Source organism: Bradyrhizobium sp. BR 1433 (assembly GCF_051547665.1).
Taxonomy (GTDB): Bacteria; Pseudomonadota; Alphaproteobacteria; order Rhizobiales; family Xanthobacteraceae; genus Bradyrhizobium; species Bradyrhizobium australafricanum.
This window is the reverse complement of the sequence record NZ_JBPUGG010000001.1, coordinates 3,365,061-3,391,677: the sequence shown is the minus strand read 5'-3', so window position 1 is coordinate 3,391,677 and position 26,617 is coordinate 3,365,061. Positions and strand designations below refer to the sequence as shown.

Sequence of the window (26,617 nt, the reverse complement as noted above, 5' to 3'; positions counted from 1 at the left end):
ACTGAGCTTATCATCAACCGAGCTCATCGCGCGCGCCGACTAACTTCCAAATAGCTCTTGAAATGACCAATCGTGCCGCTACGCGGCAAGCCGCTCCATTACGCCGCGTCATGCCCGCTGGTTTCGTGTCTACGCTTTTGCAAGGCGCAGGCCATTTTGCTTGGGGGCATTGCGAATGTTCGATATACGCTGAGCTTTCGATCGATATCACTCTGTCCCCGCGCATTTGATAGTCATTTGCGGTAGATCACGACTTTTATCCGCATTGTCGGCGTGCCCGTTGAGGAATTCCTGCGCCGCCCTGAGGAGGTCGGGTTACACACCTCATAGCAGCAAAGACCTTAAGCCGAGGCTAGGTCGCGGCGAGCCGCATGCCCTGGGGTAGGCCATCGTCGCGCCGTGGGTTTGGAGTGTCCGCTCCGCGAGCTTGATATTGAGGCCGATGACGTGGCGGGTCTCGCGGAGGTCCGAGAACGTGCATCTACTTCTCTGGTGCGCGGAGTTCGAGCTTACGGCAAGATCAAGGATTGGTGTTCTCACAGAGCAATCGCCATCCGAAGGGGCTCCGCTGCTGCGACCGTCTGAGCGCTATTGTCAGTACGTGATCGATCAACGCATTCAGCCGACCGCGACTTCGTTGACGGCAAATCGAAGGCTCATGAGCGGCGCCAGATTCTTTCGCCGGCCGCTGAACACTGCCACTTACCCGTCTTATTCGAATGTCCCGACATTGGTGGGCCGGTCCTTCTGGTTCAGGCGCTTGCGTACGCTCGCTTGGTCGAGCTCGCCTTCCCACCAGGACACAAACATAGCAGCAACACCATTCCCCGTGACGTTTGTCAGTGCACGCACCTCACTCATAAATTTATCGATCGAGAAGACGATCGCAATTCCTGGTACCAGCGCGGGACTGACAACCGTCAGGGTCGCTGCGAGCGTGACGAAACCGGCGCCAGTGACACCGCTTGCGCCTTTAGACGTGAGCATCGCTACAATGATGATTGTGAACTGCTGGCCCAAGGTCAGGTTAACGTCGAGCGCCTGCGCGATGAACAACGTCGCCAACGTCATGTAAATGTTGGTACCGTCGAGATTGAATGAGTATCCGGTTGGCACCACGAGGCCCACCAGCGGCTTCGAGCAACCCAGCCGTTCCAGCTTTTTCATCAACTGCGGCAGCACGCTTTCCGAGGACGAGGTACCCAGGACGATCAATAGCTCATCCTTGATATAGGCAATGAACTTGAATATGGAAAAGCCGATCAAGCGTGCAATCAGACCGAGCACAAGCACAACGAAAAGCGCGGCCGTGGCATAGAACAGGATGACCAATCCGACGAGATTGCCGAGCGCAGCTGGTCCGAATTTGCCGATCGTGAAGGCCATAGCGCCAAAGGCGCCGATGGGAGCCGCCTTCATCACGATGGCGATGACGCCAAATACAGCGTGTGCGGCATCGTCAATGATCCCACGCAACCGCTCACCCTTCTCGCCCAGGGCCATCAGTGAAAAGCCGAGCAGAATGGCAAACAGCAGCACTTGCAGGATGTCGCCCGCGCCAGCGCGCCGACCACGCTGTCCGGAATGATGTTGAGGACGAAATCGACCCCTTTCTGCGCCTCGGATTTGTTGACCAGGCTGGCCACAGCCGCGGCATCGGCCTTGACCGCGAGTCCATGGCCGATCGGGAACAGATTGCCTATGACCAGACCAAGTAGCAGTGCGAAAGTGGAAACGACCTCGAAATAAACCAGCGCCTTGATGCCAACCCGGCCGACCTTTCCGGCATCTTGAATGTGTGAAATGCCGGATACCACGGTGCAAAAGATGATCGGCGCGACGAGCATTTTGATCAGCTTGATGAATCCGTCGCCGAGCGCCTTGATCCAGTCATTTGTCGCGACAGAAGGCCACAAATAGCCGACCATAACGCCGATCAGGATTGCGATGAGTACCTGGACATAGGGGATTTTGTACCAGGCGCGCGAGGGCGCCGCCGGCGGAGCGGCTGCGATGATTACCATGATGGGCCCTTCCCAAGCGAACGAGGACACGCGCCGCAGCCCCACGCGGTAGGTTTTCCCCTCTGGGTGAGATTACGCGAAGCTTGCCTTTTCAATCCGGCCAATGCTGTTCGTGGTCTTATGTGACCGAGCGAGCCGGGAGTGTCGGGTCGCGTCTTACCCGGCCAAGATGCGATTGGCGCCCTGAGCAGTAGTTTTACAAAGTCAAACAAAGCTCGAACGCGACGCCGGTGGCGCCGGTATGAAGTCAGAAGGTAGCCAGGGCAGGCGTGATTTTGGAGCACGACCCGCAGGATGCGAATGATTTTCGGATCGTTGCACTTGACCGCCGCTATTTCGTCGCCGTCGAAGGTCGCCGCGCGAGCAGCGACAGATCTTACACAAAGCTGGCCGGATTTTGCGGCTGTCGTTCGATAGTTCGCGCCACTCCGGGTCTGTCCGTAGAGGGCGATCGGAAAGCGGATGACATTTCGATTGTAGACCGGATCGAGGTTGCGCGCCGGTGCCACCACATGCAAGTAGCAATGACAGGATCCTGCGCACGGCCAACGACTGCCGGGACGCCTTCGCGGGATCAAGATCCGTCGTGTCTTCCTTAGCAACCCATCTTCGACGAATCTCTTCGCCACGTCCGACCTCCCTGACTGGCGACCGCAAGGCTTCACTGGTCGCCGCTTATCTTGTTCTCTACCCATCCAGCAAATGGCATGCCGCCCAAGAAGCGTCCGAGCATTGCTCAAACGGACGAAATGCCACGGGCTTTGCGACCTTCGCGCGGATGCTTGCACCTTGGTCGGACTTGCGACATTGATGCCTTCAGCGGGTCATTGCAGAAACGCGACAAAACGTTGACGGGCCGACATGCTTTTCGTACCGGCTCGACCCACTGGATAAGCATGTCCTCCTACGGTCTCACTCGTGGGGCTTGTCTAGCGATTTCCGCGACCGAGCCCGGTCAGAGAGTTTTTCAGCACCTCGAATCTGATTCAACCAGCGACAAAGCATTACCGGAATGGTCGCGGCCGGGTCGAACTGGGTGTTCCAAGTCTGCCGACAAGTGTTCGATGTCGGGCAGGCCGCTGCCTCGGCTCACCTTGATTGCCACTTCACCTTGAATCTCACGTTGCCTCTGGCGCCGATGGCAGAGGCACATCGGGCGCCGAGAACTCGTGGAGAGCGCTCTCCGACTTATAATTGATGTTGCCGCCATGGCATCGGCGGAGTTCATGACCTGATCGTGTGGGCGCCGATGGATCGGCTATCGCCTGGCAAAGGTCACCAGGGACAGCGCAGAAATCGCGCCAGCCATCAGCAGGCTGCGCGAAGCTGCAACCGGCCGATGGCTATGCTTTGCCCGATTACCAGACGAACTTCGCGCCGTCAGGCAGTTCGCAGACGAATTCGCCTTGGTTCACGGCTTCCGCGGCTCCGGCAGCCACCTTGGACGCCCGCACGGTGAGCTTGCCGTCGCGGCCGAGGCTGTGGCGAATATATTCGGTCACCGGATGTCCCGAGCTGTCCAGGGTTTGATGCGCATCGGCGAAGCTGATGCCGTTCTGGGCGGACACTCTGAAGGCACGGATCGCCAGCCCGCCCTGCACGGCCGGTCCGGGCTTGCCACCGTCGGCGGTGGTGCACCGATTCAGGTCCAGTATGACCTTCACATTCTTGCCGTCCTGCAGGGCGCTGAGCACCTCGGCGTATTTCGGCGAGGGCTCATCCGCCCTAGCGCTCGCACTCACGCCTGCAGCTGACAGTAAGGTCAACAGGATCGACAGGCATCTGCCACTGAACTGCATACCGTATTCTCCTCGATAGAAATCAAAGTCCGCGCAAGCACCAGCTTGCCGGCGTCGTGTCCCCAACCAGCTTGGCGGAATCCGGACATCTGGCGCGTTTGCCTCCCGACAACACCACGCGCTGCAACCGCAAGCTAGCCTTTGCGAATGCTAATCGAACGTCACAATCTCGTACGTGAGGTTTTGAAATGACGCGACGATTTGCGCGTCAATCGCTCAGAACCGAGCCTCGCATGCCGATTCGGTCGTAACCAGGCGCCGGCATATCGCGAGCGCATTGGTCAGGCGGTAGGCGGATCTCCGCGCTGTGCAATCGAATCCACACCTATGCCCATCAAGATCTGGGCGCAGTAAGACCAGGCAGTCCAAAGTTTGATAGGAAGACCCATCGGCTGGACTATGTAGCTCGGAGCGAGATCAGTTTCATTGAGCCATACTCCACGCCCGGCATGTTCGACAGTCATCGCGCGGCCCGCGCGATCGCCTATTGCAGGTCGCGCGGTGAACCACATCGCGGAAAGTCTTGGCCGATGGCCAACGGCTACGCTCATGACCGGACAATTGGCGCAGTCAACCCGATTGAGCCTAAACTCGCAATGGTGCGACTTGGACCAGCGACATTGAACCCGCGAGCTTAGTATGATCTCTGTATCTGAGCACTCAGTTCCAAGTCGCGAAGCAGGGTATAATTCCCTCGAATCCATTGATGCAGCTCGGTCGACCAATCCTTCTCGTTGCGCAGGTATCCGGTGAAGGAAAAATTTAGTCGGTCTATGTAGGCCTTTAGAAATTTCGGCAGCGCGGGGATCCGGAGCACACGCCCGTCATCCATGATGTCAGGCAGCGGGCCACGGAGCACGAACTCATTGTGGACGGTGATCAGCGCCCCTGGCGGGGTCTGTCGCCGTAGCATCTCATAACTGCGCCAGGACATACGATCAGCGCCTGCGACGAACAGGATGATCGGGACGACATAGCGGCACACCGTCTCCTTCATGAAGCGGATATCTTCGCACGTTTTGAAGAATTCGTCGAAGGCGTGAAAGCCGAGGTCAATCACTTTGGCCACCCGATCATGGACGATAAGCGGGTCGATCAGCTAAATCTTGCCGTAGGTATCTGTCACATCTGCGGTCTCCGTGATGTGAGGAAGGTAATCGAGCAATGACGGCTCCCTCAGATTGACATCGAAGGAGAGAGCCGTGCCGTTCTTCAGCACCAGGAACTCGCTTACGAGGCGAGCGATCAGGGTCTTACCGACCTGCGGGCTAGGAGAGCAGATGATGTAAACGGGCGTTGCTAACATAGCCGGCAGAATCAATCGAATTTCGTACGTGGGCCCGTCGCTCGCCGAATACGCGGCTATTTCTCGCCGCCGCGGGCCGCCGATTTGGCGCCGGTCAATTCGGTCAAGTTGATGCGGTCATACTCGCTCCAGACATTTGCGAGCCAGTGACGGACATAGCCGCGCAGCACGAAGGAGTAGTTCGCCGGCTCGTCGCGCCGCCCCTTGTTCGCGATGAAGTCAACGAAGGGCACGGAAGCGACCTCGACCTGCTCATAGGCCATCGCGTCGAGCTTGGGTATGGTAAGCTCGGTAGCATATTTGATGCGATGGAAATAGGAATTGTAGGTCGACTGGTCCCACTGGAAGAATTGGGTGTCGTTGATGAAATTCTTCACCAGGAAGTATTTCGCGCCGCTCATAAAATCGGCGGTTTCGGCGATCTCGTCCAGCGAGGCGATGGAAGGGCCCAGTATATGGAAGACGGCAAATGTGATTTGGCCGGACCGCGCGGCATCCAAAAAGCCGATGTCGCGCAAAGAGCCCAACGCCGAGGACAATAGGCCAGCGCGCGCATCGATCACCGTGACGGATAGTCCGGAGTTTAAGGTATCAAAGATCCTCATCTGATCCGCGGTCGTCGTCATATCGACGATCTCGGTGACGTCAGGGTGAAAGCGCTTCAACGTTCCCCGCGGTGATTCCGTATCGAAAGCGCGTGTCTGCACTTCATTGTTGCTGAAGTAGTCGAGAAGCGTTCGCGACACTGTCGTCTTTCCAACGCCGCCCTTGTCCGCGCCGACCACAATCACAACTGGTTTCACCATAGAATTCCCCTGAGGCACTCGCTCTCGCGCCGGCGCGACATGCGCCAGCGGTCGGGCCTCTGCTTTGGGTGGGAAAATGGCAGAACGAGGGACAATCGAGTTTTTACGACGTCAACAGAATGTTTGGTCGACAGCTTCCATTGCCAAGGACGTGGAAAGCAATGACGATTAAAGAGCGCAGAGGGCGCCAGTGCTGATGTTGGTTCCAACGGATTTCCATCATTCGATCGAGCCGTCTAGCAAAGGGCCGGTCAGTTGGATGTTTGCGCTCGGATAACTGCCTCGTCGTTCGAACATGCAGCGGTACTAAAATGGCTTGAACCGCACGTAGCGTCAGGTTGTAGAACTGGAAAAAGTGCGACGTAAGATATGGCGCGCGTGCGTCGATAACTAAGGGGAAAATCGAGAGAGATCCTGGGCCAGTGAGTGAAGTCGGGATGCAATCATCTCGAAGAGATGAGGCATGCTCCCGCTGCAAGGCCAACTCGCATTCTCTTGATGCGGAGGTGTGATGACGTAGAATGCGCAACCGTGGTGACGGGAGTTGGAGTCGAAGTTGCTTGCGTCGGACCTCCGCTGGAGTCGAGCAATAGGGGGGCGCAAACATCAAGACCGGTCAACCATTGCTCTCGCGCTGTCCGGTCGTGATCCGCGCATGGTTGGATTTTAAGAGCGCTTCGGTCGAAGACTCGCATCTCCCTCTAATGAGACATGCACGGCAGCCGCACTCTGTCGCGCGCCATGGAAAACTACCCCCTCGGCGTCATGAGGAATTGCCCCCTCCTCGGATAGCTGAGGAGAGAGCGAATGAACGAGGAACGAATCGCTAGAGGCTCGCCGTGGAGTGATCCACGGGGGCAGGTGATGAAGACGCCGGATGACGTGGCGGAGATGTTGCGCCTGAGGGCGTGCGGGTGGGGTCTGAAGCGGATTGGGCGCCAGCTAGGCTGCAGCCATCACACGGTGAAGGACTACGTGGCGGCGGGCGGGGTGAAGCCGTTCAAGTCGCCTGAGCGGCCGAAGCGGCTCGACGGCCTTGAGGGTTGGCTGCGCGAGAGGTTCATTCGCCATCGCGGTAATGCTGACGTGGTTCGCCAGGATCTGTTGGCCGAGAAAGGCGTGGAGGTAAGCCGGCGAACGCTGCAACGCGCCGTGCAGCCCTATCGCCAGGCGCTGAAGGCGGAGGCGCTGGCGACGACGAGGTTCGAGACGCCCCCTGGCCGACAGCTGCAGATCGACTTCGGGGAGCGTCTGGTCGAGATCGGCAGGGTGAAGGTCAAAGCATTCGTGTTCGTGGCAACGCTCGGGCATTCGCGACGGCTGCATGTGCGTGCGTTCCGGGCGGAGAAGCAAGAGCACTGGTTCGCCGGGCTCGAGAGCGCATTTACGACCTTCGGCGGCGTGCCGGAGGAAGTGCTGATGGACAATCCACGCGCGCTCGTCGTGCGTCACGACGCGGTGAGCCGGTCGGTTCAGTTCAACGACAAACTCATCGCGTTTGCGAAGCATTGGGGCTTCCGTCCACGCGCCTGCGCGCCATATCGGGCACGCACGAAGGGCAAGACGGAGAATGGCGTCGGCTACGTGAAGAAGAACGCGATCGCGGGGCATTCCTTCGTAAGTTGGGAGGCATTCGAGGCGCATCTCGCCAAGTGGGAGCGTGAGGTGGCGAACGTGCGTATCCACGGCACGACCGGCGAGGCGCCGATGGTTCGCTTCATACGCGACGAGGCACACCGGTTGAAACCGCTCGGCGGGCAGCCCTCGTTCGGATCATTGCGCGAACTAACCCGGGTCGTCGGTAACGATTGCGCCATCGAGATCGACACGAACAGTTACTCGGTGCCGTGGCGCCTAATTGGTGAGCGCGTGGCGGTAACGGTCGCGGCCGGCGAGGTGCGGATCCGCCATGGATTGCACCAGGTGGCGGTCCACAAGCAATCGGAGGGGCGCCGGCTGCGGATCGTCGATCCCGCCCATCTCGATGGTGTTGCCGGGCGGAATGGCGCGGTCCGCCGGCCGGAGATTGCGGCGGCGGTGCCGGGGTCGTCTCCACCGCCTTCGTTGTTGCGTCCTCTTGCCGAATATGAAGCCGTGATCGGGGGAAGCTTCTGATGACGCGCGCAAAGAAGGCAACCGAAGTACCGACTGATCCCCTTGATGCCATGCTGGCGCGATTGCAGCTCTCCGGCATCCGCGATCAGCTCGATAGCTTGCTCGACGAGGCGGCGCGCGCAAACCTGTCGGCGCGTGAGACGCTGATCCTGCTGTGCGAACGTGAGATCGCGCGCAAGGATCATCGCCGCATCGACATGGCGCTGAAGCTTGCACACTTCCCGGCCGTGAAGGAGCTTGCGGGCTTCGACTTCGAGGCGCAGCCGTCGATCGATCCGAAGCAGATCCGCGACCTGGCCGCGTCACGTTGGATCGCCAACGGAGAGAACGTGCTGCTGCTCGGCCCGCCGGGCGTCGGTAAGACGCACTTGTCGATCGCGCTCGGGCGAGAGGCAATCCTGGCCGGGTATACGGTGCAGTTCACCACGGCGACGACGCTGGTCGCTGGCCTTGCCAAGGCGCATGGCGATCGGCGCCTGGACGAGAAACTACTCGCGCTGTCGAAGCCAAAGCTACTGATCGTCGACGAGCTCGGCTATCTGCCGCTGGAACCCGACGCGGCCCATCTGTTCTTCCAACTGGTCAGCCGGCGCTACGAAACTGGTGCCATGCTGATCACGTCGAACCGCAGCGTTGCCGAATGGGGCACCGTGTTCGCCGATCCGGTGGTCGCCACCGCGATCCTCGACCGTCTCCTGCACCACAGCTACGTGTTGACTATCCGCGGCGACAGCTACCGGCTCCGCGCCAAACGGAAGAGCGGCCTCATCAAGCCGCCGCCCGCCGGTGATGGCCCTCCGGTCGGCTCCGCCTCCCTCCGTCCCGTCACCGGCGGAAGCAACCTTCAACCAAGATCATAACCCGATGGCGGGGGCAGTTCTTCATGACGCAAAGGGGGCAGTTCCGGATGGCGTTTGACACACTCTACCGGAGGCGTCAGTCAACGCTCCGTCTGGCCAGCTGAGCCGTTTGGTTTCCAGCGTGGCAAAACATGCTGATTCCGCTCGATGTCGCCCACGATTCCGGAATGATCTCGCCCACCGTTCCGATTTGATGTCGCCCGCCATTCCGAGATGATCTCGCCCACCATTCCGGGATGATGTCGCCCGGGGTGACGAGGCCTCTTCTGGCTCCGATACGGTCCCGCCTTTCGGCTTTGCGAAGGGGGACCTGGATGCCGACGGAGAGGTTTGCGATGCGCCATGTGCGCGATGTGATCAGATTGAAGTCGGCCGGGATGCCGACCCGCGAGATTGCGCGGCGGGTGGGGACAGCCCCTTCGACGGTGCGGTTGACGATCCACCGGTTCGAGGCGGCGGGGCTGACCTGGCCATTGCCCGACGACATCACCGACGCTGCGCTGGAAGCCCGGCTGTTCGCCAGCGCGGGAGCCGGTCCCGGCGCCCGGCGGGGCCATCGCCGGCAGGCCGAGCCGGACTGGGCGGCGGTACACCGCGAACTCCGGCGCAAGCATGTGACGCTGTCGATCCTGTGGGACGAGTACATCGCGGGCGAACCCGGCGGGTATCGTTATTCGCGGTTCTGCGAGCTCTATCGCGCCTGGGAAGGCCGCCTGTCGGTGACGATGCGCCAGTCGCATACGGCCGGCGACAAGCTGTTCGTCGACTATGCCGGCGACGGCGTGCCGGTGGTAATCGACCGGTTCACCGGCGAGCGACGCGCCGCGCAGATCTTCGTCGCGGTGCTCGGCGCATCGAGCTTCACCTACGCGCAGGCGACCTGGACGCAGGGGCTCGCCGACTGGATCAGCGGCCACGTCGGCGCCTTCGAGGCGATCGGCGGCGTGCCGGCGCTGCTGGTGCCGGACAATACCAAGGTCGCAGTGATCAAGGCCTGCCGCTACGATCCGCAGATCAACCGCAGCTACGCCGACATGGCGGCGCATTACGGCACCGCCATTCTGCCGGCGAGGCCGCGACGGCCACGGGACAAGGCGAAGGTCGAACAGGCGGTCCTCATGGTCGAGCGCTGGCTGCTCGGGCGGCTGCGCCACCGCACCTTCCACAGCCTCGCCGAGGTCAACGCGGCGATCACCGAGCTAATGACCCGGCTCAACGAGGAGCGGCCGATCCGGCGGCTCGGCGTGACCCGCCGCAAGCTATTGGAGGAGATCGACCGGCCGGCGCTCAAGGACTTGCCGGAGAGCCCCTACGTGTTCGCCGAGTGGCGGATCTGCCGGGTCAGCATCGACTATCACGTCGAGGTCGAGGCGCATTACTACAGCGTCCCGCATCGCTTCGTCCGCGCCGAAGTCGAGGTGCGCTTCACCGCCCGCACCGTCGAGATTTTCCACAAGGGCGAGCGGATCGCCGCGCATCAGCGCATGAGCGGCAACCACAAGCACACCACCGTGCCGGAACACATGGCGTCCAGTCATCGGCGCTACGCCGGCTGGACCATCGAGCGCATTCGCAAGGAGGCCGCCACGATCGGGCCGGCCACCGCGGCGCTGTGCGACCTGATCCTCGATGAGCGGGCGCACCCCGAGCAGGGCTTCCGCGCTTGCCTCGGCATCATCCGGCTCGGCCAATCCTACGGGCAAGAGCGGCTCGATGCTGCCGCCATGCGGGCGATCGACATCGGCGCCCGCACCTACAGTTCGGTCAAATCGATCCTTGCCAACAATCTCGACCGGCGTCCTTCACCCAAGCGCCCCGCGGACAACGCGCCGGTCCTTCATCCCAACATCCGCGGGCCGCGCTACTACAATTAGGAGATCACGCCTTGCTCACGCATCCGACCCTCGATCAACTCCACGCGCTCGGCCTTCATGGCATGGCCAAGGCCTTTGCCGACATCGAAGCCGGCGGCGATGCCGCAAGCCTCGGCCATGCCGAATGGCTCGCGCTGCTGCTCGAACGCGAAGCCTCGCTGCGACGCGACAAGCGGCTATCGAAGCGGCTGCAATACGCCAAGCTGCGCCAGCAGGCTTGCGTCGAGGACATCGACTATCGCACCCCGCGCGGCCTCGACCGCAGTCTCCTGACGATGCTGGTCGAAGGCCAATGGATCGACGACCACGCCAACCTGCTGATCTGCGGACCTTCCGGCGTCGGCAAGAGCTGGCTCGCCTCGGCGCTCGGCAACAAGGCCTGCCGCGACAATCGCTCCGTGCTCTATCAGCGTGTCCCGCGGCTGTTCACCGATCTCGCTTTGGCGCGCGGCGACGGCCGCCACCCGCGGCTCCTGCGGGCGCTCGGCCGCATCGATCTGCTCATCCTCGACGACTGGGGCCTCGAGCCGCTCGACGCCGCAGCCCGCCACGACCTCCTCGAGATCCTCGAGGACCGCTACGGCCGCCGCTCCACCACCGTCACCAGCCAGCTGCCCGTCGATCAATGGCACGCGCTGATCGGCGATCCCACCTACGCCGATGCCGTCCTCGACCGCCTGGTCCACAACGCTCACCGGATCGATCTCAACGGCGAGAGCCTGCGGCGAACCCGCAAACCCGATCGAAAGGCCTGAGCCAGCTGGCGCTGTGGACATGCCGCTGCGCTTGGACAACGCAAAGAGCGTTGCCCACATGCCCACAGCAGACCAACAGCAGACGAAGAAGGGCCTCAAGCCGCGATTCGAGTTGACCCCGCGGCTTCACCGATGCCAGAAACCAAACAGCCAGAACGCCTCGCGCCCCGGGCGACATCAAATCGGAATGGTGGGCGAGATCATCTCGGAATCCTGGGCGAGATCAAATCGGTACACCCGGGCGAGATCATCGGAATCCGCAAAAACACTATTTGGCCCGGATGGAACACCGTCCGGTTCGGCACGCGGGCGGTAGATCCGAAGGAACGCCCGAGCTGCCAAGAGGCGAATATCGTGATCTACCGCGGCAAGCTCACGCCTACCTTTGGACCGTCTCTAGTTTCTGCCCACCCTATCAATTGTAGAAGGGGGAGTACGTGTCGACGCAGTCACGCGACGCGCGATGGAGTTGCGGGTGTCTTGCGGTAGACTGCCGCTCGTGGTGACACCCTCAGTCATGCCTCCAGAACCTGGATTCCGCGGGTCGCTGAATCGCATACCGGTCCCCCCTCCGGAGGCTGCAGCTCCTGAGGATGGGCCCCGGAACGCTTTATATCCACTAGAGGCTCGCGAGCGGGCGACCCACATCACGCTCGGTCACAGGGCGGGCCGACGTCCCGCCATGAGGCGATTCGGTCGATGGCAACTTGATCGCACGAGCGAGAAGCTGTGTGAAAGGCCCGCATGTCCGCTGCGAACTGGTGGGCAACCTCCGGCGGGAGCTGTTTTTGGACCCGGTAGATAAGTGTCCCGAGCCGGTTTGACGAATCGAATCGGTGATGCACAATGAGTCTGCCTGTCCGTTTGCCACCTGTGGATTAGGCTACGACGGCCCCAGCACTCCGGCCCCCACGGCCCCAGAAGGGTGCTGGGGCTTTTCTTCTTCAACAGGTTAATAGCTCATTCCCCAGCCAAGCGATCAGGAGATGCCCTGACCGGTGACCAATAGCGCCCGCGCCGATTCCAGCACCGGATCAAGACGAACCGTGGCCGGGAGAGCGATAGCGGGCAAGCATAAATTGAAAGAGGACCGAGCGCTCGGCGAACCTGAAAAAGGCCACGCGCACACCCAGGGAACACGCTCCTTCGAGATAGTTCAGGATGGCCGGATCTATATCAAGAAGATCAACAGGCCTATGCTCTACCTGTGCAATGTTCCTTGGCGCGCCTGCTCGTGTTCGCCACCAGGTATCGTGGCATTCGCAAATCCGCGGCGTCGGTCTACCGTCACGCAGCGGAGTTGTGTACCACCTTCAAACCGAGCGAAAGCGAAGCAAACGTCGCAAACTCTGGCTCAACCTCGCTTAGCTGGCGGACATACGTCGGATAGTCCTCGGAGTCTTGGTGCACAAATCCCATTTGCGGAATCGTTTCGCTCAGCCGCCGCAAGACGACCGGAGCGCTAGCCGGAATGAAGTGAGTACCCCCAGGGTTCGAGAGCGTAAGGATCAAGCCACGAGCGACCCCGTCATGGTCCGGACGGGTAACCATGATAATGCGGACCGCTCCTTTGTCGGCCGTGACCAAGCTCATGAAGGGCTTGCCGTCTGGGATGTAACCTTGTCCAACCTGAGAATGGCTGCTGTCCGGCCGATTGCGTTCCTCGAACACAAGGCTTGCGCGTTTGTCATCCCAATGGATGCTGACTTCGTAAGCGTTGACGACAGCAGAATTGCTGAATGTCGGCCGGAAGCAAACGTATCGTCCCTGCAACTCGTCCACGCTGTTTCGGTTATACGCTCCAAGTTCCTTTGATGCGGCACGTGGACCTATCCGCTCAGAGGCCTCGCTGATCGTATCATTTGATTGATCTCCGCAAGCGGCTGAACCCGCATCTGCGCCTATCGAGAGCGGCCGCAACGGAGCAAAAATGGTCGGCAGCTTGTTCGAACGAATGGACCTGGGGAAGATCGCAAGCACGATAGCACCCAGCACAAAACCGGCGACGCTTAGCGGTACAAGCAGCTTGATGATGCCTGGGCTGTTGCCCTGGATCTTTTGCAAGAATTCGACGCTCAAGAGTTGTGTGATCAAAATCGTCGCAATTGCGAACGTTCCTGCGTTGAGCAGCCCTCCCAGGAGTGCGAACCGTATCCACCCCCACGTCCGCGTACCAAGGTGAGCGCACATCAATCCGATAGAGAAAGTACAAAGGAAAGGCAAAAGGACGAATGGCCAGCGGTCGGCGAATTCGGTGAGCGACTGCGTGAGTGAAATACTTCCGGTGTTGAGCAGATCCGGCACCAACGGCCACCCGATCCGCAAGACGATGCACAAGCCAACTACGACGAGAGCGGAAATCGTGAGCTCTGCGAGAGGCGGAAATTTCCAAACATTCTCTTCCTGTCGACGAATGAACCGTTGAGCTACAGCCGTGCCCGCTATGACAGCCATTCCTAGCTGGATTGCCATCAGCACGGAGTACATGAATGTCTGACTAAACGGTTGCTGTCCGGGTATCGCGATCGACATGAACAGGAACAAGACAATTATGACCAGAATCGAGGCAACCCATTGGTCGCGTCCAAAAGCTGGAGAGTGATCTCGCGGATTGAGACCCATGTTTGAAAGACGCTTGCGCCGCTGGTTCTCCGTCACCTCGAGATAGAGTACCCACCTGGCGATAAGCCTGCAGATCGTCAATGAGAGGTCCTGAATATTCTTCTTGAGGGCCTCCTCCATTGCTCGCGTTGGCTTTGACGACGTGAAGCACGCTAGAGCGTTCTCCATGAGGCTGTCGTACAGAGCAATGGATTGCTCCACGGCTTTCTCATTGAGTCGCATTATTCGTGTATACGTAGATCGCCCGCTGACGTTCGTGGGAAAAGGAAGCGGGATGCCGGCATTGTCGGGCATGATGAACAGCCAATAGAGCGACACCGCTCGCGTAAAGCGTGACTCCAACGCCCCATCATTGGCGAAGAGAAGGGCGTTCGCGCCAATGTTCTTGGTGATCTCTCGGGAAACAGTTTCGATGAGAGGTCGATCGGAGAGCAGCAATTGGCCATGCGCCAATTCGACGGCGAGTTGCTCAGCTTCGGCCGGGATTGCAGCGAGCTGGATACAAAACTGCCGCGCAGCCGTATCCATTTTGCTGACGAACTTGAACTGTGAAGCCACCGTAATGAGAAGAAAGCCTACGACGGGAAGAGAAGGGCTTAGCCACTCATTTGCCTTTAGTGATTGGGCGATTGGAATGCCATCAATTCCATACCCTCCGGCGCTGACGAGAATGATGACCAGGAGCCAGAGCCCGATCAAGAGGGCATAGTAGAATAGCACTCCCGTGTAGAACAGGAGGAAAGTCGTTCCTGTGCGGTTTGTCGGTGGTCTACTGAAGCGTATCAGCGCAACCACAAATAACAAGAGACCGGATACGATCCATAACCCATGATTTACGACCGTGTGCATGGCCAACTCCCTGGGTATGCGTTACCGACGAATTGTTTTGTGATCCCTTTATTCGGCTTGCTGAACTCCAATGTGGACATACAGCTGGATGCTAGTCCAGCGCTAGCTCTAGGCAAGGATCATACCGATGCGGGGCGTCGAGAAATGTAAGCCAGTTCACATTTAACTGCTGGTTGTATCGAAATATCGTGCCTTTCATTCCAGGCACTAAGAGGTGCGGCGATTTCGCAGCTTGCGCGATTACCTACCCGCGTGGTTGCTGCGGTGAAGGATGCGAAGGCGGTGGATGTTGGCATGAACGAGCGCGGGGCGTTAAAATCTATATCCTGCCGTCATATTTACTGATGGGGTGTAGTACGCACCAGCTTGGTCCAAGTGCGCGACAAACTCTGCTTCGCCACGGGCAAAATATGCCCCAAAATTACGCTCAAACCCAACACCGAATATTGCAAGCGGATTAATGTTGCGAGACGCAACTGAAGTGACCGGCCCCGGAGACGTGCTACCGCACCCAACAACTGCGATTGCTACGGAGCTATAGTCCGGTCGCGTCCGTTGCGCGATCGGTGAATTGCAGACAACAGATGCCGAATTGTCGGTCGTCGGAACGCTGACAACTTCTTCGGCCCCCAATCCAATCTTGGAGAAAAGCAACCAATCTTCGTGGGTGATTCCAGCGCGAAAAGAGACGTCGGCCTGTTGTGGCCGAGATAGTTCAATCTTGCTGGTAGTGATCGATCGAAGATTGAATTGGGAAATGTTGTTGATCGGGTAGTTGTCCAAGAAACTCTGATCGCAAGCGTAACACGTCAAACTCAATGTCGTGAAGGGTAGGCTTGTGCGGCCGTGATCATTCGTGGCGCTGGCTGATGTCCGGTTGAAATTGTATTGATACCGAGCTTCAAAGCCGATCAAGAGCGGCCCGGAAGTCGCATTATAACCAGCAAGCAGTCCCAATTTTGATCCGTGCACAGAATCGGAGGGAACGTTGGGATATGAATTTAGGAAGTACGGATACGGGTAAGCGTTTGAGACTGCGTCCGCGCTAGTCAGATTGATGTCATAGCCGATTGTCCCACCAATGTAGCCGCCGTCAAACCTGCCGACCGGTCGCGATGCTGTAGGAATGGCGCGCTTCGGATTGATAGCAGAGGAGGGTGGGATCGCAGCATGCTGCTGCACGGCATTTGATCGTTCCTCAATTCGGGCCGCGGCATCATAGCAGGCGAGACGTTCTTTGCCGCTCGCTAGTCCGGCGCAGAACTTCAAATCATTTGAGATATCGGCGTGCGCCGGGCATGAGCTAACGATACAACCAACCAACAACAATGCCGCGCCATTCGGCACGAATGAAAGCGTCATAATCTTCTCTTCTTCGCGACCAGGGAGATCATCTCAGACAATTGATGGTATTTTTCTTGACTTGCCCTTGCCAGTCCGGTCCCAAGGTTTCGCGCGCGGGTAGAGCATTCGCCGATGCGGGATCTCCGTCTTTGAACATTTTAATGACCAGACCTTGGTTGGGCGCGAACATTGGAGTTCCGCCACTGGCCATTGCTACTCCGCCTCCGAGATTCTGAACGACAACCGGCGTGCTCCCCGCGTATGAAGCGCCGGCCTGAGCATTCATGACGATGAAACGGTCATAACCTCTGCGAATGGTCTCGATCGCGGCCTGCCGGACAGCAATCTTCTCCGCGCCTGCGGCGCCACAGATCGGAGCGGCTCGCGCTGTTATTTGAACGTTGTCCTGCGCCAATGGAATTGCCGAGGCGCCGGCACAGCCGCCCAACGCGGCGCTAAGTGCCACGACTCCTAAATTACGCATTCGTGAAATCCCCCAAAGCCGGCGCCACCATAGATCGAATGAAGTGGCGGGGACAACTAGCCTTTCGGATGGACCCTTGCTGCCAGGATCGCTGCGCTAGTCTTTCCATCCGCTCGTTTCGCAAAACCTAGGAGCGTGCGCCAAAAGGCGCGCGATCACTCCAGCGATTAACGAAGCCGCAACCCAGACGTTCGATTGATCCATCGTCATCTCTCCAAGGGATTTCGAAATGGACATGGTCGTGATCTCACAGAGTAATTGCGGAACATTCGCAGGGACTTTGTAAGACAGCGCGAACGAACATCGCTTGTCGGCGCGGCGTTCCCAGAGGCCGAGCTAGGAATAGCGGCGGCTGCGGAGTGTACTTTCCTGGATGGTGCTATCGCCGGCGTTGATGCAGCGATCAAGAACTGACCAGTCGTCCTCGACGCCGCCCCCGATCGAGTGGCAACCTTCGCCCAGTTTGATTCTATCGTAAGGACTTAAGAGTATGCACTCAGTTGCAAGGATTTTCCTTTGGGTAGGACTCGCATTCTCTGGTCTGACGGAACCGGCGCGCGCGGACTACTGCCACGATTGGTTGGCGACGCTCTCGCGCACGATCGACATGAACCTGGACACGAACGTCGGGACCGGGTCAGGTTTACATGTGGCGATGCACACGCAGGCTAAGGGCTACGAGGTAATCCTGCACTGCAAGTCGGAAGTATTGCCAAAATGGATCACGATTTCGACGCCAGCGATGTCACCGCCTGATGATTGGTTCTACACGATCGCACGAATCGGCGTGGCGCTGCAGGGATGGAAGGCCGAAGAGTTGGACAAGGCACTCCGCAAATGCCACCATGACGCGGCGATCAAGAGCGATGGTTATCGATCACCGCCGGGCCTTGAGTGTTGGGTATCAGATAAGAAGTCGATGGTCGCAGTGTGGCCGCCCGGTGCGAAGTAGGCATAGTTCGGCGACCGAGCGTCCATTAAATTCACGCGCCCAAACTATCGGGTACGCCAAGGGAGGAAACGGCCCTGTACAACCTCCAGCTTTTGGGTTCCAATCAGCGCGAGTGCCGGGGGTGTAGTGCGCCAGGTGCTGATCAACGGCCCCAGCGGCCTGAGCTCCGGCCGTTTCATGTCCGGGAGTTGCAACAGGCCGTCAGAATGTGAGGTCTCTCACGCGAGGGGGCGAAAACCCGGTGCATTTCGTTCAGCCGCTGGGCCAACCATATGAGTTGACGCGACCAATCCGATTCGTTGGCCGGGTCGGCTTGATCGAGAAAGACGGCGATGCGGGAGTCCTGCCCATCGGGGAGCTCTTGCCATTCCAGCGCGTAGCCGAGTTCACGCTCGATCTCGGCTTTCTGATCCCTCAGGAGCCCGAAGATCGTCTTTGCCGGTGATCCGGTCAGATAGAGTTCAGCCCGGATTTGCTTCTTCTGAGTGTTCATCGCTCCGCCGATGCCCATGTGGCTTCGGCCTATCCGGTAATGAATCCAAGATTGAGGCTGCGCCTTGCGCTTTCCCGAGATCGGACCGCCGATCTCGTCGAGCTTCGCATTCAGCGCCGCCCAATATCGCGCCTGCATGAGCTTGGTCTCGGACTGCTCGCCATCATCGATCACGCGCGCGGCTTTCGCTACCGAGGTTGACCACTCGTTTGGCTTGGAAACGATGTTGAATTTCGGAGCGGCCGGTGAAGTGCCAATTCGCCACAACTCCACTTCCAAACCAAAGAAGCGGAAGCTCTCGTTGGTGATCTTGTTCAGCCAATCGAGCGTTGAGCGGTGCTCCTCCGTAAAGCGCGCGGCAATCCACACGATGGTGACAGCCTCTAAACCCGACGCGTAAGTCAAGAGCTGCCCGAGATGAGTGTGGTCGGTGCGCTCAAGTTGATTTTCGATCAGCACCCAGCGGTCGGTGTCGATGTCCTTACACAGAAGGTCCGCCCGGAATGGACCGACTGCCCGTTCCTGCGCCTCCAATTCGAGGTCGATGTTCAAGGTCTCACCAAGAATGGTGATATTTTCCGGCCGCGCGAGCAACGGCGTGAAGCTGGTGGCCTCGCTGGTCCAGATGTCGCGAAGCTCAACTCGCTCAAGACGCCCTAACAGTTGATTGGTCATGTGCCTCGCGCCCTCGGAAATTGGGGAACCGAAAAAGATGTTTTCCCGCTGAAATCCTGACAGGCGTTTAACGGCCCAAGGCAGGGCCACCGGCGGAGCGGGACGATATAGATCCCCCCGTGCGCGGCGCGCCGCAAGCTCCTGCAGCCTAACCCCCGGGACCTGCGATCGGGTATCGAAATCGTCTTACGCGCCCGCCTCCAAGAGCGTCTTCCCGGACTTTCTCTCTGTCAGGGCAGGGTACGCCGCCATCACCTCAGTGATCACCTCCTCAAAATACGGCGGGTCCCTTTCCGACCTCGTCGTCGCCGCCGCCTTCTGGTCTCGATCTTGGTCTGACGTCATGGGCTCGGTATTGTCTGTCCGAGGTGGTGGCTTGGCAAGCTTCCTATCGGGCGCACCGTCGCGTCCCGGAACCGTTGAACCCCGATCATTTGCAGGCGATCTCCAGGTCATCCAGGTCACGAGGTGCGTGGCTTTCGTTGGCACCTGCGCCAATGAACTTCATGCTGATTTTGGGCGGCACGGCGAAGTCGATATCAAGGTAGGCGGTTCCCATCTTCATCGTGCTTTGAATGCGCTGTGCCATCGCGGCGCTGCTGATTACAGTGGACACCAAGAGACCGCCGCCGGTCGCTTTAGCGGCGATGGCATTCACCTTCTGAACATCCGCGTTTCCGCTCGACTTCAAGCGCAGCCGAGCTTTTGGCGGCAGACCCCACGTCACCCGAAACGTCGTGACCTCGTAACCCATCTGTTCGAGAATCGGCAGGGCCTCACCGAGTTGCTGCATAAAGGCACTGAATTCACCGGTAAATTTTCCCGTCGCATCCGAAAAATCGGGCAGCGATAGATCAGGCATTGATGGCAGCGAGACGGCTGGCATCGAAGGCATCAAATCGCGAGCGGACTTTGTGATGCTCTCAAGTCGGCTGGGTGGCGCTTTGTCCTCAGCATGAGCGATGCCGATGCCCGACGAGAACAGCACGACCAGCAGAGCAAACCTGTGCATTCGATACTCCCAGCGTCCCAATCGACGAGTTACGGCCTTAGCGCGAGGGTCCCGCGTCGCCCTCAGTTGGGCGCTGCAGGCAAACACTTGTTGATTCGGGCGTCCTGTTTCGTCCTTACGAAGCGGCACACCCCGAGGAGTGCCTCCTCGAAGACCTGATCCACCGACGGTGTGAGGCCCGCAGCGTCATACATCAAGCCGAGAGGAATACCTCGGCTGCATTCATTCGCGTTTCGCATTCGATAGACAAGATCGTTGCATCGCTGTTGGCGCTGCCCAATTTCCTGCCAAGCTTTATCTCGCATTACCTTGTCGGAGCGTTTGAGGTTGGCCTCTTCGGTCACTGCATCCGCTCGCAACTGACGAATTTGCTCGTCTGACATGAGCGAGACACGGTAGGCTCGCATTGCCGATAGCTCGGGTATCGACCAATCGTCTTGCTTGGCTTGATAGAGCAGGTCGCCGCCTATCAAGCCAGCCAGCCCGACCGCAAGAGCAACTCCTAGAGCAGGCCAACTGAACAAACGAGCCATTGGTGGATTTCCCAGACTACGGCGCAAAGGAGCCGACCAACGCCTTTGCAAATCCCGCGAGGGATGTTCGTGCAAGAGTGAGCGCTAGAAGCCCGATGGCAACTGGCACGCAAACCTCCAGACTCTTGCGCACGTGCCTGAGCACGCGAGGAAGCCGCCTGATCCCGATGCGGCCCTCCGCCTTTCTGACAGCAGCATTGGCGGCATCTTCTACCTTGCCATACGCATCCCACCAAGGCTCGGGTTCCGGAGTATAGTCGCCCTCGCGCATCTCGCGTTCCTGCTGAACCATATAATCGTCGGCTGACCTCGCCGAGGCGAGAGCGGCCTTTGTGCGCTCTCCCTCGATGTATCGGGTCACCAGCACGCCGGTCTCACGATCACGCAATAGATCGGTCGATGCGCGGAGGAGAAAGGTCACCAGTAGCAACAAGACTCCAAGCGCAAGCAGCATAGACAGCACATCTGAGCGCCCTCCGAAATCCAAGGGAACGAGGCTCGTGGCTTGGAGACGGACGTTGAAGAGCACAGCCGTCATGCAGATCGCCGATGTCACGATAAGATGTCGCGCCGTGCGCATGGTTTCTTCGCCGAGCGGGTCTCCATAGAGACTCTCCAGGAAAGTACCAGCGGACATCGCGTCACCGTTCGCATCGTTGTTGTTTTTCTCGTCGGTCACTTGCGATGGAGTCCAGAAAGAGGCATGATCGCTGCCGTTGGGATTAAAGTCGTATCAAATCATCTCGAAGCCACGCGCTGACGATAGGCGTCGATCATCGCGCTCGTCACGTCATGCGGATAGCAGATTGGGGCAGCACCGCCGGGCCGCGAGTAGGCGCTCCTCGCACCGCAAGATCGACCGTTGCGCATTATGTCATCCGGACACGCGCAGGGCTTACCAGTCGCGTGATATTGATCCCGGCTCGCCTTGATCAGGATAGCGACGATGGCGGCGGCGGTCAGAGCGGCCTCGACCTTGCGCTTGGGCTCGGGCACCTTGTCAGGTGGATTGCTTTTGGCCGGTGCGGAACTTGGGATGGATGATGGCGGCCACGCGGCGATTGTCGGCTTTGGCGGCGCGACAACGACCGGTGGAACTGTGAAGGCGAGGGGCTCCGCTATGGCGGCGGATTGCTGCGCAACAGGCGGTGTTGGCACGCTTGTCGGCGCACCGTGACGACCAATTGAATAGGCTCCGAGGGCGGTAACGCCCAAGAGCAAAATAACAACCCCGCCTCGCATAATCTAAAAAATAGAGCGCAACCAGCAGGCGAGATCAATAGGGCGTGGCACGTCATCGCACTAGACGTTAGTTGTGTGTGCGCGAAAGATATTCATCTTGTGATTGAATTGCGCTTCTTGGATTTAGAGCCCGTCTCGAATTTGGGGCATTCAAGGACAACTGCATTGAAGAAAATCGTGATTGTCGCAGTCGCACTGCTTTGCTCAACGGCGTTCGCACAAGCCAGAGGCGGCGGACACGGCGGAGGCCGGGTTTCCTACGGTGGAGGTCATCACACCTCTAGCCAGCGGTTAGTCGCCTTTCTTGCTACCGGTTCATGCAGGCCTCGGACGCGTTGTCGGATGTACACATCGCGTCTGGGGAATGTTGACTGACGGACGCCTCGTCCGCTCTTTTAGTTGAAATCGCTCGCTAATTGTTGCCGTTCGCAAAAGCGATTGACCATCTCCATATTTTCAGGCGCTGCTTCTGAACAATGGACGGGGCAAGGGTCTCCTATTGAACTCAAGCCGGACGGGCTACAGCGATAGTAGTGGCATCATCTGCCGACCCGCTGCGGTCATTTGGAGGTTTGTGGTAGGAAGCCCTGTTGGCCACCACGACGGTGGAGCTGCTGCGGCTGCGGATAAAAGTGCTATTCGCGGGGGAGCGCTCATTCCAACCGCTGATGCCATAGGCTACGCTCGGCCTGCCGACAGGAGTGGTCGAATGGCCTCAGATAGAAACGCAAAAATCTGGATACCGCTGGCGCTCGGCGCGGCTGGCGTGCTCATGGGTCTTGTGCTCGCGAAAACGTGGGCCCAACTTCCCGACTGGGCATCAGTTATTGGGGCGCTAGTCGCGGCAGCGCTCGTCGCTGGGGCTGTTTACCTTGCTCTTCAAGACGAGCGGCCAGATTGGCTTCGAGGCGGCGCAGGTGGTCGCGCCGTCGCGTCCGGCGAGGACAGCCGGGCCATTGGCGGGCGGGGCGGTAATGCCGGAGGGGGCGTCGGCGGTGATGGAGGTGCAGCAACGGCGAAGGGGCGACGATCCGTCGCCAAAGGGGAAAAGGCGGCCAAGGCTAGAGCTCTGCGCTGGATTGGCTACGCTCAGTCTCCGGTTGCGCAAAGAATTTGAGCAACATACCAGCCAAGTCTACAGCAACCTCCGGCGTGAGCCTCACGGCGTGAGTGTACACCGGCTCTCGCGACCCCTTCGGACCGATCCGCGGGCCGCTGTTTCCAAAGGCAATTCGGACAAGGTCTTTTGCTTCTCTTGTAAAGCAAAACGATGTAGCCGCAAATTCGGCCATGCCAGGCCTGAAGATCGCTCTCCACGCTTTGAGCGACAGGCCATCTACGATCTGATCTTCATCCATAGTCAGGACCTTTTATAGCAAGGAGCGCGTGGTGATACGAAAGGGTTCCGGTGGGCGCGGCGGCGATGCCAGGGCGGATGGAGAGAACAGTACAGCAGAAGGCGGCCCAGGTGGAGACGCCGTCGTCGGTGATGGTGGCGATGGTGGCCGCGCGACAGGAACCGGAGATCGAAGTCACGCGATCGGAGGGCCTGGCGGGCGCGGAGGTACCGGCCCAGGTGGAAGAGGTGGAGACGCTCACATACTTGCTGATGGTGCTTCGCTGGAAGATCACCTGGAGGGAGCCCCGGTAGGACCGGGCGACACCTACATCGCTATCGATGGGAAGATCATCTCGTTGGCGCGAGGCGGCCAAAATGGCGATGAGGGCGGCCGGGGCGGAGATGGCTATGTCGTTGGTCGTGATTCGTTTGCGGCCGGCGGTCAAGGGGGAGAGGCCACCCAACCCGCCGGCCGCGGCGGGAGAGGAGGGCGCGCCTTCATGCCTGATGAGCTAGCGAAATCCATCGGCTCCCCAAGGCGAGCCCATATGCGCTGGCCCTATTTTGAGCCGGTAACTGAGCCGGGACGCGGCGGTGACGCTCCAGACACTCCACAATATAAGGCGCGGCGGTTGATCGTGGAGTGGATCAAGACGCGGCACTTTGCTCGGAAGGGCCTGCCCTTGGACGAAGTCTGGTGTGATCGCGAGATTGTGCCTCTCGCATGGCTCAATGATGAGCTCCAGGCTCATGGCCATCTTTGGCGCGTGAGCATCGTTGATGACGAGTATGAGTTCTCCGAAGTGACGCGACCGACAACATCATCACAACGCACGTTCCGCCACCGACGATGTTGACATTGTTCCCTGTAGCGCTCCAATAAAACGCAATTTTGCTCAACGCGTTTCCATTGCTCGTTCTTTTCGTGTGCCATAATGGTCACCAAGATTGGGGAAAAAGACCAGTTCGGCTATGATGATATTGGGCGACCAGTGGTCGCCCAAATTGCCGACGGCACGACGATCTGGGGATACGGCATAGCATCCCGTATCAAATCCGCGCTGAGCGGTGGGTTTGAGATCGGGTGCCATCCGCAGCAGGGCGGAGGAGCCATAGTCTATCTGTTCAGTCCGTCTGACAAAGCCACGGAACTTTGGGGTGGTCGATGGCGGAACGATCCTCATGGCATGTCTGTGATTAACGTCGGATACCTTGGGGTAATTGCCCCATTCCGGGATTTCGCAGAAGCAAGGGCGTTCCTACAGTCAGGTGGGCCGATCCACCTTCGGGCAGAATACCTGACAGTCCCTGGTGGTGGCACTCAGTATCATCCTGATATCGTCGCAGACCGCGAATTAGCGCTTGGTCTAGTCAAAACACCGCAGCGCTTTCCCAGTTCTTCCGAGAAGGTTAATCGCGATCTCGTTCCGGCCCCCGAGCGAGAGGCGGCAGATGACATCGATTTTCTGGTACACAATTTATTTGATTATGTGTTTCGCTTCGATGCGGCGTCGAAATTGATGGCATACGCTAGCACCTTACATTTTTCGCGGCCACAGTTCTTGCCGCATTCACAGGCAAAGTACTTCATCACCATAGAATGGCAGCAAATGGCCGCTAGAGATGCCGTTTTCAGCCTGTTTCACTTTTGGCGAACGTTCGAAATCTTGCGGAAGGACGTACTTAAACATAGCCCGGCGGTCCGCGATCTAGCTGATGCAAAGCAGTTGCGCCTTGCTTGGAAATTAATGGCTTCACAGTTTCCGAACGCCATCCGAATGCGTAACGCAATTGGTCACGCGGGTGAATTCTTTAGCACAACCAAGCAGCGCGAGAGGCACAGCGGACAAAAGAATATGTTTGTGGAATACGTGATGATGGGAAATGAATTCATCATTAGGACCTTTGGTCAAAACATCTCTTTGGATGTCTCATCGAAATCCGTCGAAAGATTGGAGCGTATCAAGGGGATGATCGTCGGCGCGCTTTCGGCCGCTTTGGCGCAGGCGCGGAAGCGCTGACGAGAGCCCTAAGCGGCCATCAATTGCAAGAATAGATCGATGCCTCCCGGATCGAGGAGTTCTCGCGGCACGCCTCGAACGGTGGCTAGTTAAGAAATGACGCATCGCAATACGCTCTATGCCACCGGACGTTGCGCAATTCCCGTTCTGCGATAACAATCGATTCGCAATGATGGTTCGAGGGGCGCACGCAATGGATAGTGATCAATCTCAGCAAATAGCAACACCAAGAGCGACAACTAACGACAATCAGCAAAGCTCAACGAGCAATGACGGTAGAGCATCGCGCAATACCGGAAAGCTATTCGCCGCAATCAATCGAGCATTCGTCAGCGGCTAGCTGGCATTGCGCTCATAACAGATTTTTGGGGACGCGCTATAAATGGCAAAGCATCTAGCCGGAAAAGTTGCTCGGCTTATCTCGGACTTCCTAACCATCGGCGAACTGATAAGGCTCATCGACCACGAAATGGAGAAACGCGTTGTCGCGCGCCACGGGCTCGTTAAGCTCGACTCTCTCCTGAACCTAGTTGCACGTCTCAAAAATGAAATTCGCGACGCTTTGCCTCCACGTGATAAGAAGGAGGTCGATGTATTGGAGGGGCTCATCAAGCGCCTGCGGAAGGATCTCGAAAACAGCGATATGGAGATAGGGCGAGATGCAATGGCAGCGCATGCCTTGCAGTTGGACTTGATGAGGATCGTTGACACATGGAAATGCATGGGGGAGACGACTTTTGGGGTACTTGAGGCAGATCTCAAGGAAATCGACAACGAGTTAACGCGCCTCACGACCGACTATCCAAGGGTTCTTTCTTATCCGGGTGCGTCCGCCTCGATGATGGATCCTAGTTGGCAGGCATTCTGGCGGGAAGAGACCAATCTCGGAGACCCGAGCCGACCTCGGCTTGCAAACGTTTACCCAGGACTTGCAACTGCAAACGTGGTGGCTCCTCTACCGGGCGGCCATCCGGCCCAGGATGTGACGATACGTGCGACGGGGCTCGCGATCTTTCTGCGGCAAATCAGAATCATGCTCCAAGCCGTTAGCCGTGGCAGTGAGGTCGAGCGACTATTTGCCGAGATGATTGTGAACGACTACTGCGCTTTTTGGGAGTTGCTTTTTGTTTCTGGCGTCCAGAATGAGCACGGGCAAGTTGACCTCTGCGTACTCGATCATTGGAGCAATGCGAATTTCAACGGGGTGGCCTGCTTGGCGTCGCTTAAGAGTGCTCCGCATCCTCGCCTCGACCAATTACGGCAAGATGTACGAAACAAGTGCACCGCTCATGTTGATGCAGACGTGGACATCTGGGCTGCCGACCTGCAGCACTGGCCGATGACAATAGATGAATTAATCGACGAAGCGCTTAGAGTGATCGAGGCGGTGGGAAGATGCGCTCGCCTAGATATGCGCTCCCGCATGTTCTTCATTCCACCGACGTATCTCGGAGGAGAGGAAGTTGTGGGCCTTGCGGGGCAGGAGGGGCGATATTGGAAGGACGGCTGATG

At 58.7% G+C, this 26,617-nt stretch carries 17 protein-coding genes and 2 pseudogenes; 7 read left to right on the top strand and 12 right to left on the bottom strand.

The annotated features are described in order from the left end of the window. Positions 1–711 precede the first annotated feature (711 nt). The 4 genes and pseudogenes from dctA to ACSKB9_RS16670 all read right to left on the bottom strand — a co-directional run bounded on the left by dctA (position 712) and on the right by ACSKB9_RS16670 (position 5,935). Positions 712–2,024: pseudogene (gene dctA, locus ACSKB9_RS16685) on the bottom strand (C4-dicarboxylate transporter DctA). Between the two features lie 1,358 nt (positions 2,025–3,382). Then, on the bottom strand, positions 3,383–3,823 hold the full coding sequence (locus tag ACSKB9_RS16680) for a VirK family protein (RefSeq protein ID WP_438074300.1): 441 nt from the start codon (positions 3,821–3,823) through the stop codon (positions 3,383–3,385). A gap of 634 nt (positions 3,824–4,457) precedes the next feature. Then, positions 4,458–5,129 (bottom strand): annotated as a pseudogene (locus ACSKB9_RS16675) (hypothetical protein). Positions 5,130–5,185: 56 nt separating this feature from the next. Continuing rightward, positions 5,186–5,935, bottom strand: a complete 750-nt coding sequence (locus ACSKB9_RS16670) for a hypothetical protein (RefSeq protein WP_438074299.1) — start codon at positions 5,933–5,935, stop codon at positions 5,186–5,188. Positions 5,936–6,742: 807 nt separating this feature from the next. Here ACSKB9_RS16670 and istA (ACSKB9_RS16665) point away from each other — a divergent pair. The 4 genes from istA (ACSKB9_RS16665) (at position 6,743) to istB (ACSKB9_RS16650) (ending at position 11,539) form a co-directional block, all read left to right on the top strand. Next, a complete protein-coding gene (gene istA, locus ACSKB9_RS16665; RefSeq protein ID WP_438074298.1) occupies positions 6,743–8,050 on the top strand; it encodes an IS21 family transposase in 1,308 nt (435 codons plus the stop codon). Next, positions 8,050–8,910, top strand: a complete 861-nt coding sequence (gene istB, locus ACSKB9_RS16660; RefSeq protein ID WP_050382252.1) for an IS21-like element helper ATPase IstB — start codon at positions 8,050–8,052, stop codon at positions 8,908–8,910. Before istA (ACSKB9_RS16665) ends, istB (ACSKB9_RS16660) begins: the two co-directional genes overlap by 1 nt. A gap of 335 nt (positions 8,911–9,245) precedes the next feature. Further along, positions 9,246–10,784, top strand: coding sequence for an IS21 family transposase (gene istA / locus ACSKB9_RS16655; RefSeq protein WP_438080202.1), 1,539 nt, complete (start codon positions 9,246–9,248; stop codon positions 10,782–10,784). A gap of 11 nt (positions 10,785–10,795) precedes the next feature. Continuing rightward, positions 10,796–11,539 carry an IS21-like element helper ATPase IstB gene (gene istB, locus ACSKB9_RS16650; protein ID WP_076828398.1) on the top strand — a complete coding sequence of 248 codons (744 nt, stop codon included), beginning with the start codon at positions 10,796–10,798 and terminating at the stop codon, positions 11,537–11,539. A gap of 1,287 nt (positions 11,540–12,826) precedes the next feature. On the opposite strand, the gene ACSKB9_RS16645 is transcribed toward istB (ACSKB9_RS16650), so the two are convergent. From ACSKB9_RS16645 to ACSKB9_RS16635, 3 genes are all read right to left on the bottom strand, one after another. Then, positions 12,827–15,010 carry a hypothetical protein gene (locus tag ACSKB9_RS16645; RefSeq protein WP_438074297.1) on the bottom strand — a complete coding sequence of 728 codons (2,184 nt, stop codon included), beginning with the start codon at positions 15,008–15,010 and terminating at the stop codon, positions 12,827–12,829. A 312-nt stretch (positions 15,011–15,322) separates the two neighbouring features. Continuing rightward, positions 15,323–16,372: a hypothetical protein gene (locus tag ACSKB9_RS16640; RefSeq protein WP_438074296.1), complete on the bottom strand. Its 1,050-nt coding sequence runs from the start codon at positions 16,370–16,372 to the stop codon at positions 15,323–15,325. Positions 16,373–16,400: 28 nt separating this feature from the next. After that, positions 16,401–16,838 carry a hypothetical protein gene (locus tag ACSKB9_RS16635; protein ID WP_438074295.1) on the bottom strand — a complete coding sequence of 146 codons (438 nt, stop codon included), beginning with the start codon at positions 16,836–16,838 and terminating at the stop codon, positions 16,401–16,403. A 490-nt stretch (positions 16,839–17,328) separates the two neighbouring features. Between ACSKB9_RS16635 and ACSKB9_RS16630 the strand changes: the two genes are divergently transcribed. Then, complete coding sequence (locus ACSKB9_RS16630; RefSeq protein WP_438074294.1) at positions 17,329–17,790, top strand: hypothetical protein; 462 nt, start codon at positions 17,329–17,331, stop codon at positions 17,788–17,790. Positions 17,791–17,965: 175 nt separating this feature from the next. On the opposite strand, the gene ACSKB9_RS16625 is transcribed toward ACSKB9_RS16630, so the two are convergent. From ACSKB9_RS16625 to ACSKB9_RS16605, 5 genes are all read right to left on the bottom strand, one after another. After that, positions 17,966–18,958 (bottom strand): DUF4268 domain-containing protein, encoded by a 993-nt coding sequence (locus ACSKB9_RS16625; protein WP_438074293.1) that lies wholly within the window; start codon positions 18,956–18,958, stop codon positions 17,966–17,968. A 430-nt stretch (positions 18,959–19,388) separates the two neighbouring features. After that, positions 19,389–19,970 carry a hypothetical protein gene (locus ACSKB9_RS16620; RefSeq protein WP_438074292.1) on the bottom strand — a complete coding sequence of 194 codons (582 nt, stop codon included), beginning with the start codon at positions 19,968–19,970 and terminating at the stop codon, positions 19,389–19,391. 62 nt (positions 19,971–20,032) lie between these two features. Beyond that, positions 20,033–20,503 (bottom strand): hypothetical protein, encoded by a 471-nt coding sequence (locus ACSKB9_RS16615; protein WP_438074291.1) that lies wholly within the window; start codon positions 20,501–20,503, stop codon positions 20,033–20,035. A gap of 16 nt (positions 20,504–20,519) precedes the next feature. Then, entirely contained in the window at positions 20,520–21,182 is a 663-nt protein-coding gene (locus tag ACSKB9_RS16610) for a hypothetical protein (protein ID WP_438074290.1), read from the bottom strand. Between the two features lie 1,913 nt (positions 21,183–23,095). Continuing rightward, entirely contained in the window at positions 23,096–23,530 is a 435-nt protein-coding gene (locus ACSKB9_RS16605) for a hypothetical protein (protein ID WP_438074289.1), read from the bottom strand. Between the two features lie 489 nt (positions 23,531–24,019). On the opposite strand from ACSKB9_RS16605, the gene ACSKB9_RS16600 reads away from it, so the two are divergent. Further along, on the top strand, positions 24,020–25,105 hold the full coding sequence (locus tag ACSKB9_RS16600; RefSeq protein WP_438074288.1) for a hypothetical protein: 1,086 nt from the start codon (positions 24,020–24,022) through the stop codon (positions 25,103–25,105). 382 nt (positions 25,106–25,487) lie between these two features. Beyond that, positions 25,488–26,615, top strand: coding sequence for a hypothetical protein (locus tag ACSKB9_RS16595; protein ID WP_438074287.1), 1,128 nt, complete (start codon positions 25,488–25,490; stop codon positions 26,613–26,615). Positions 26,616–26,617 lie beyond the last annotated feature (2 nt).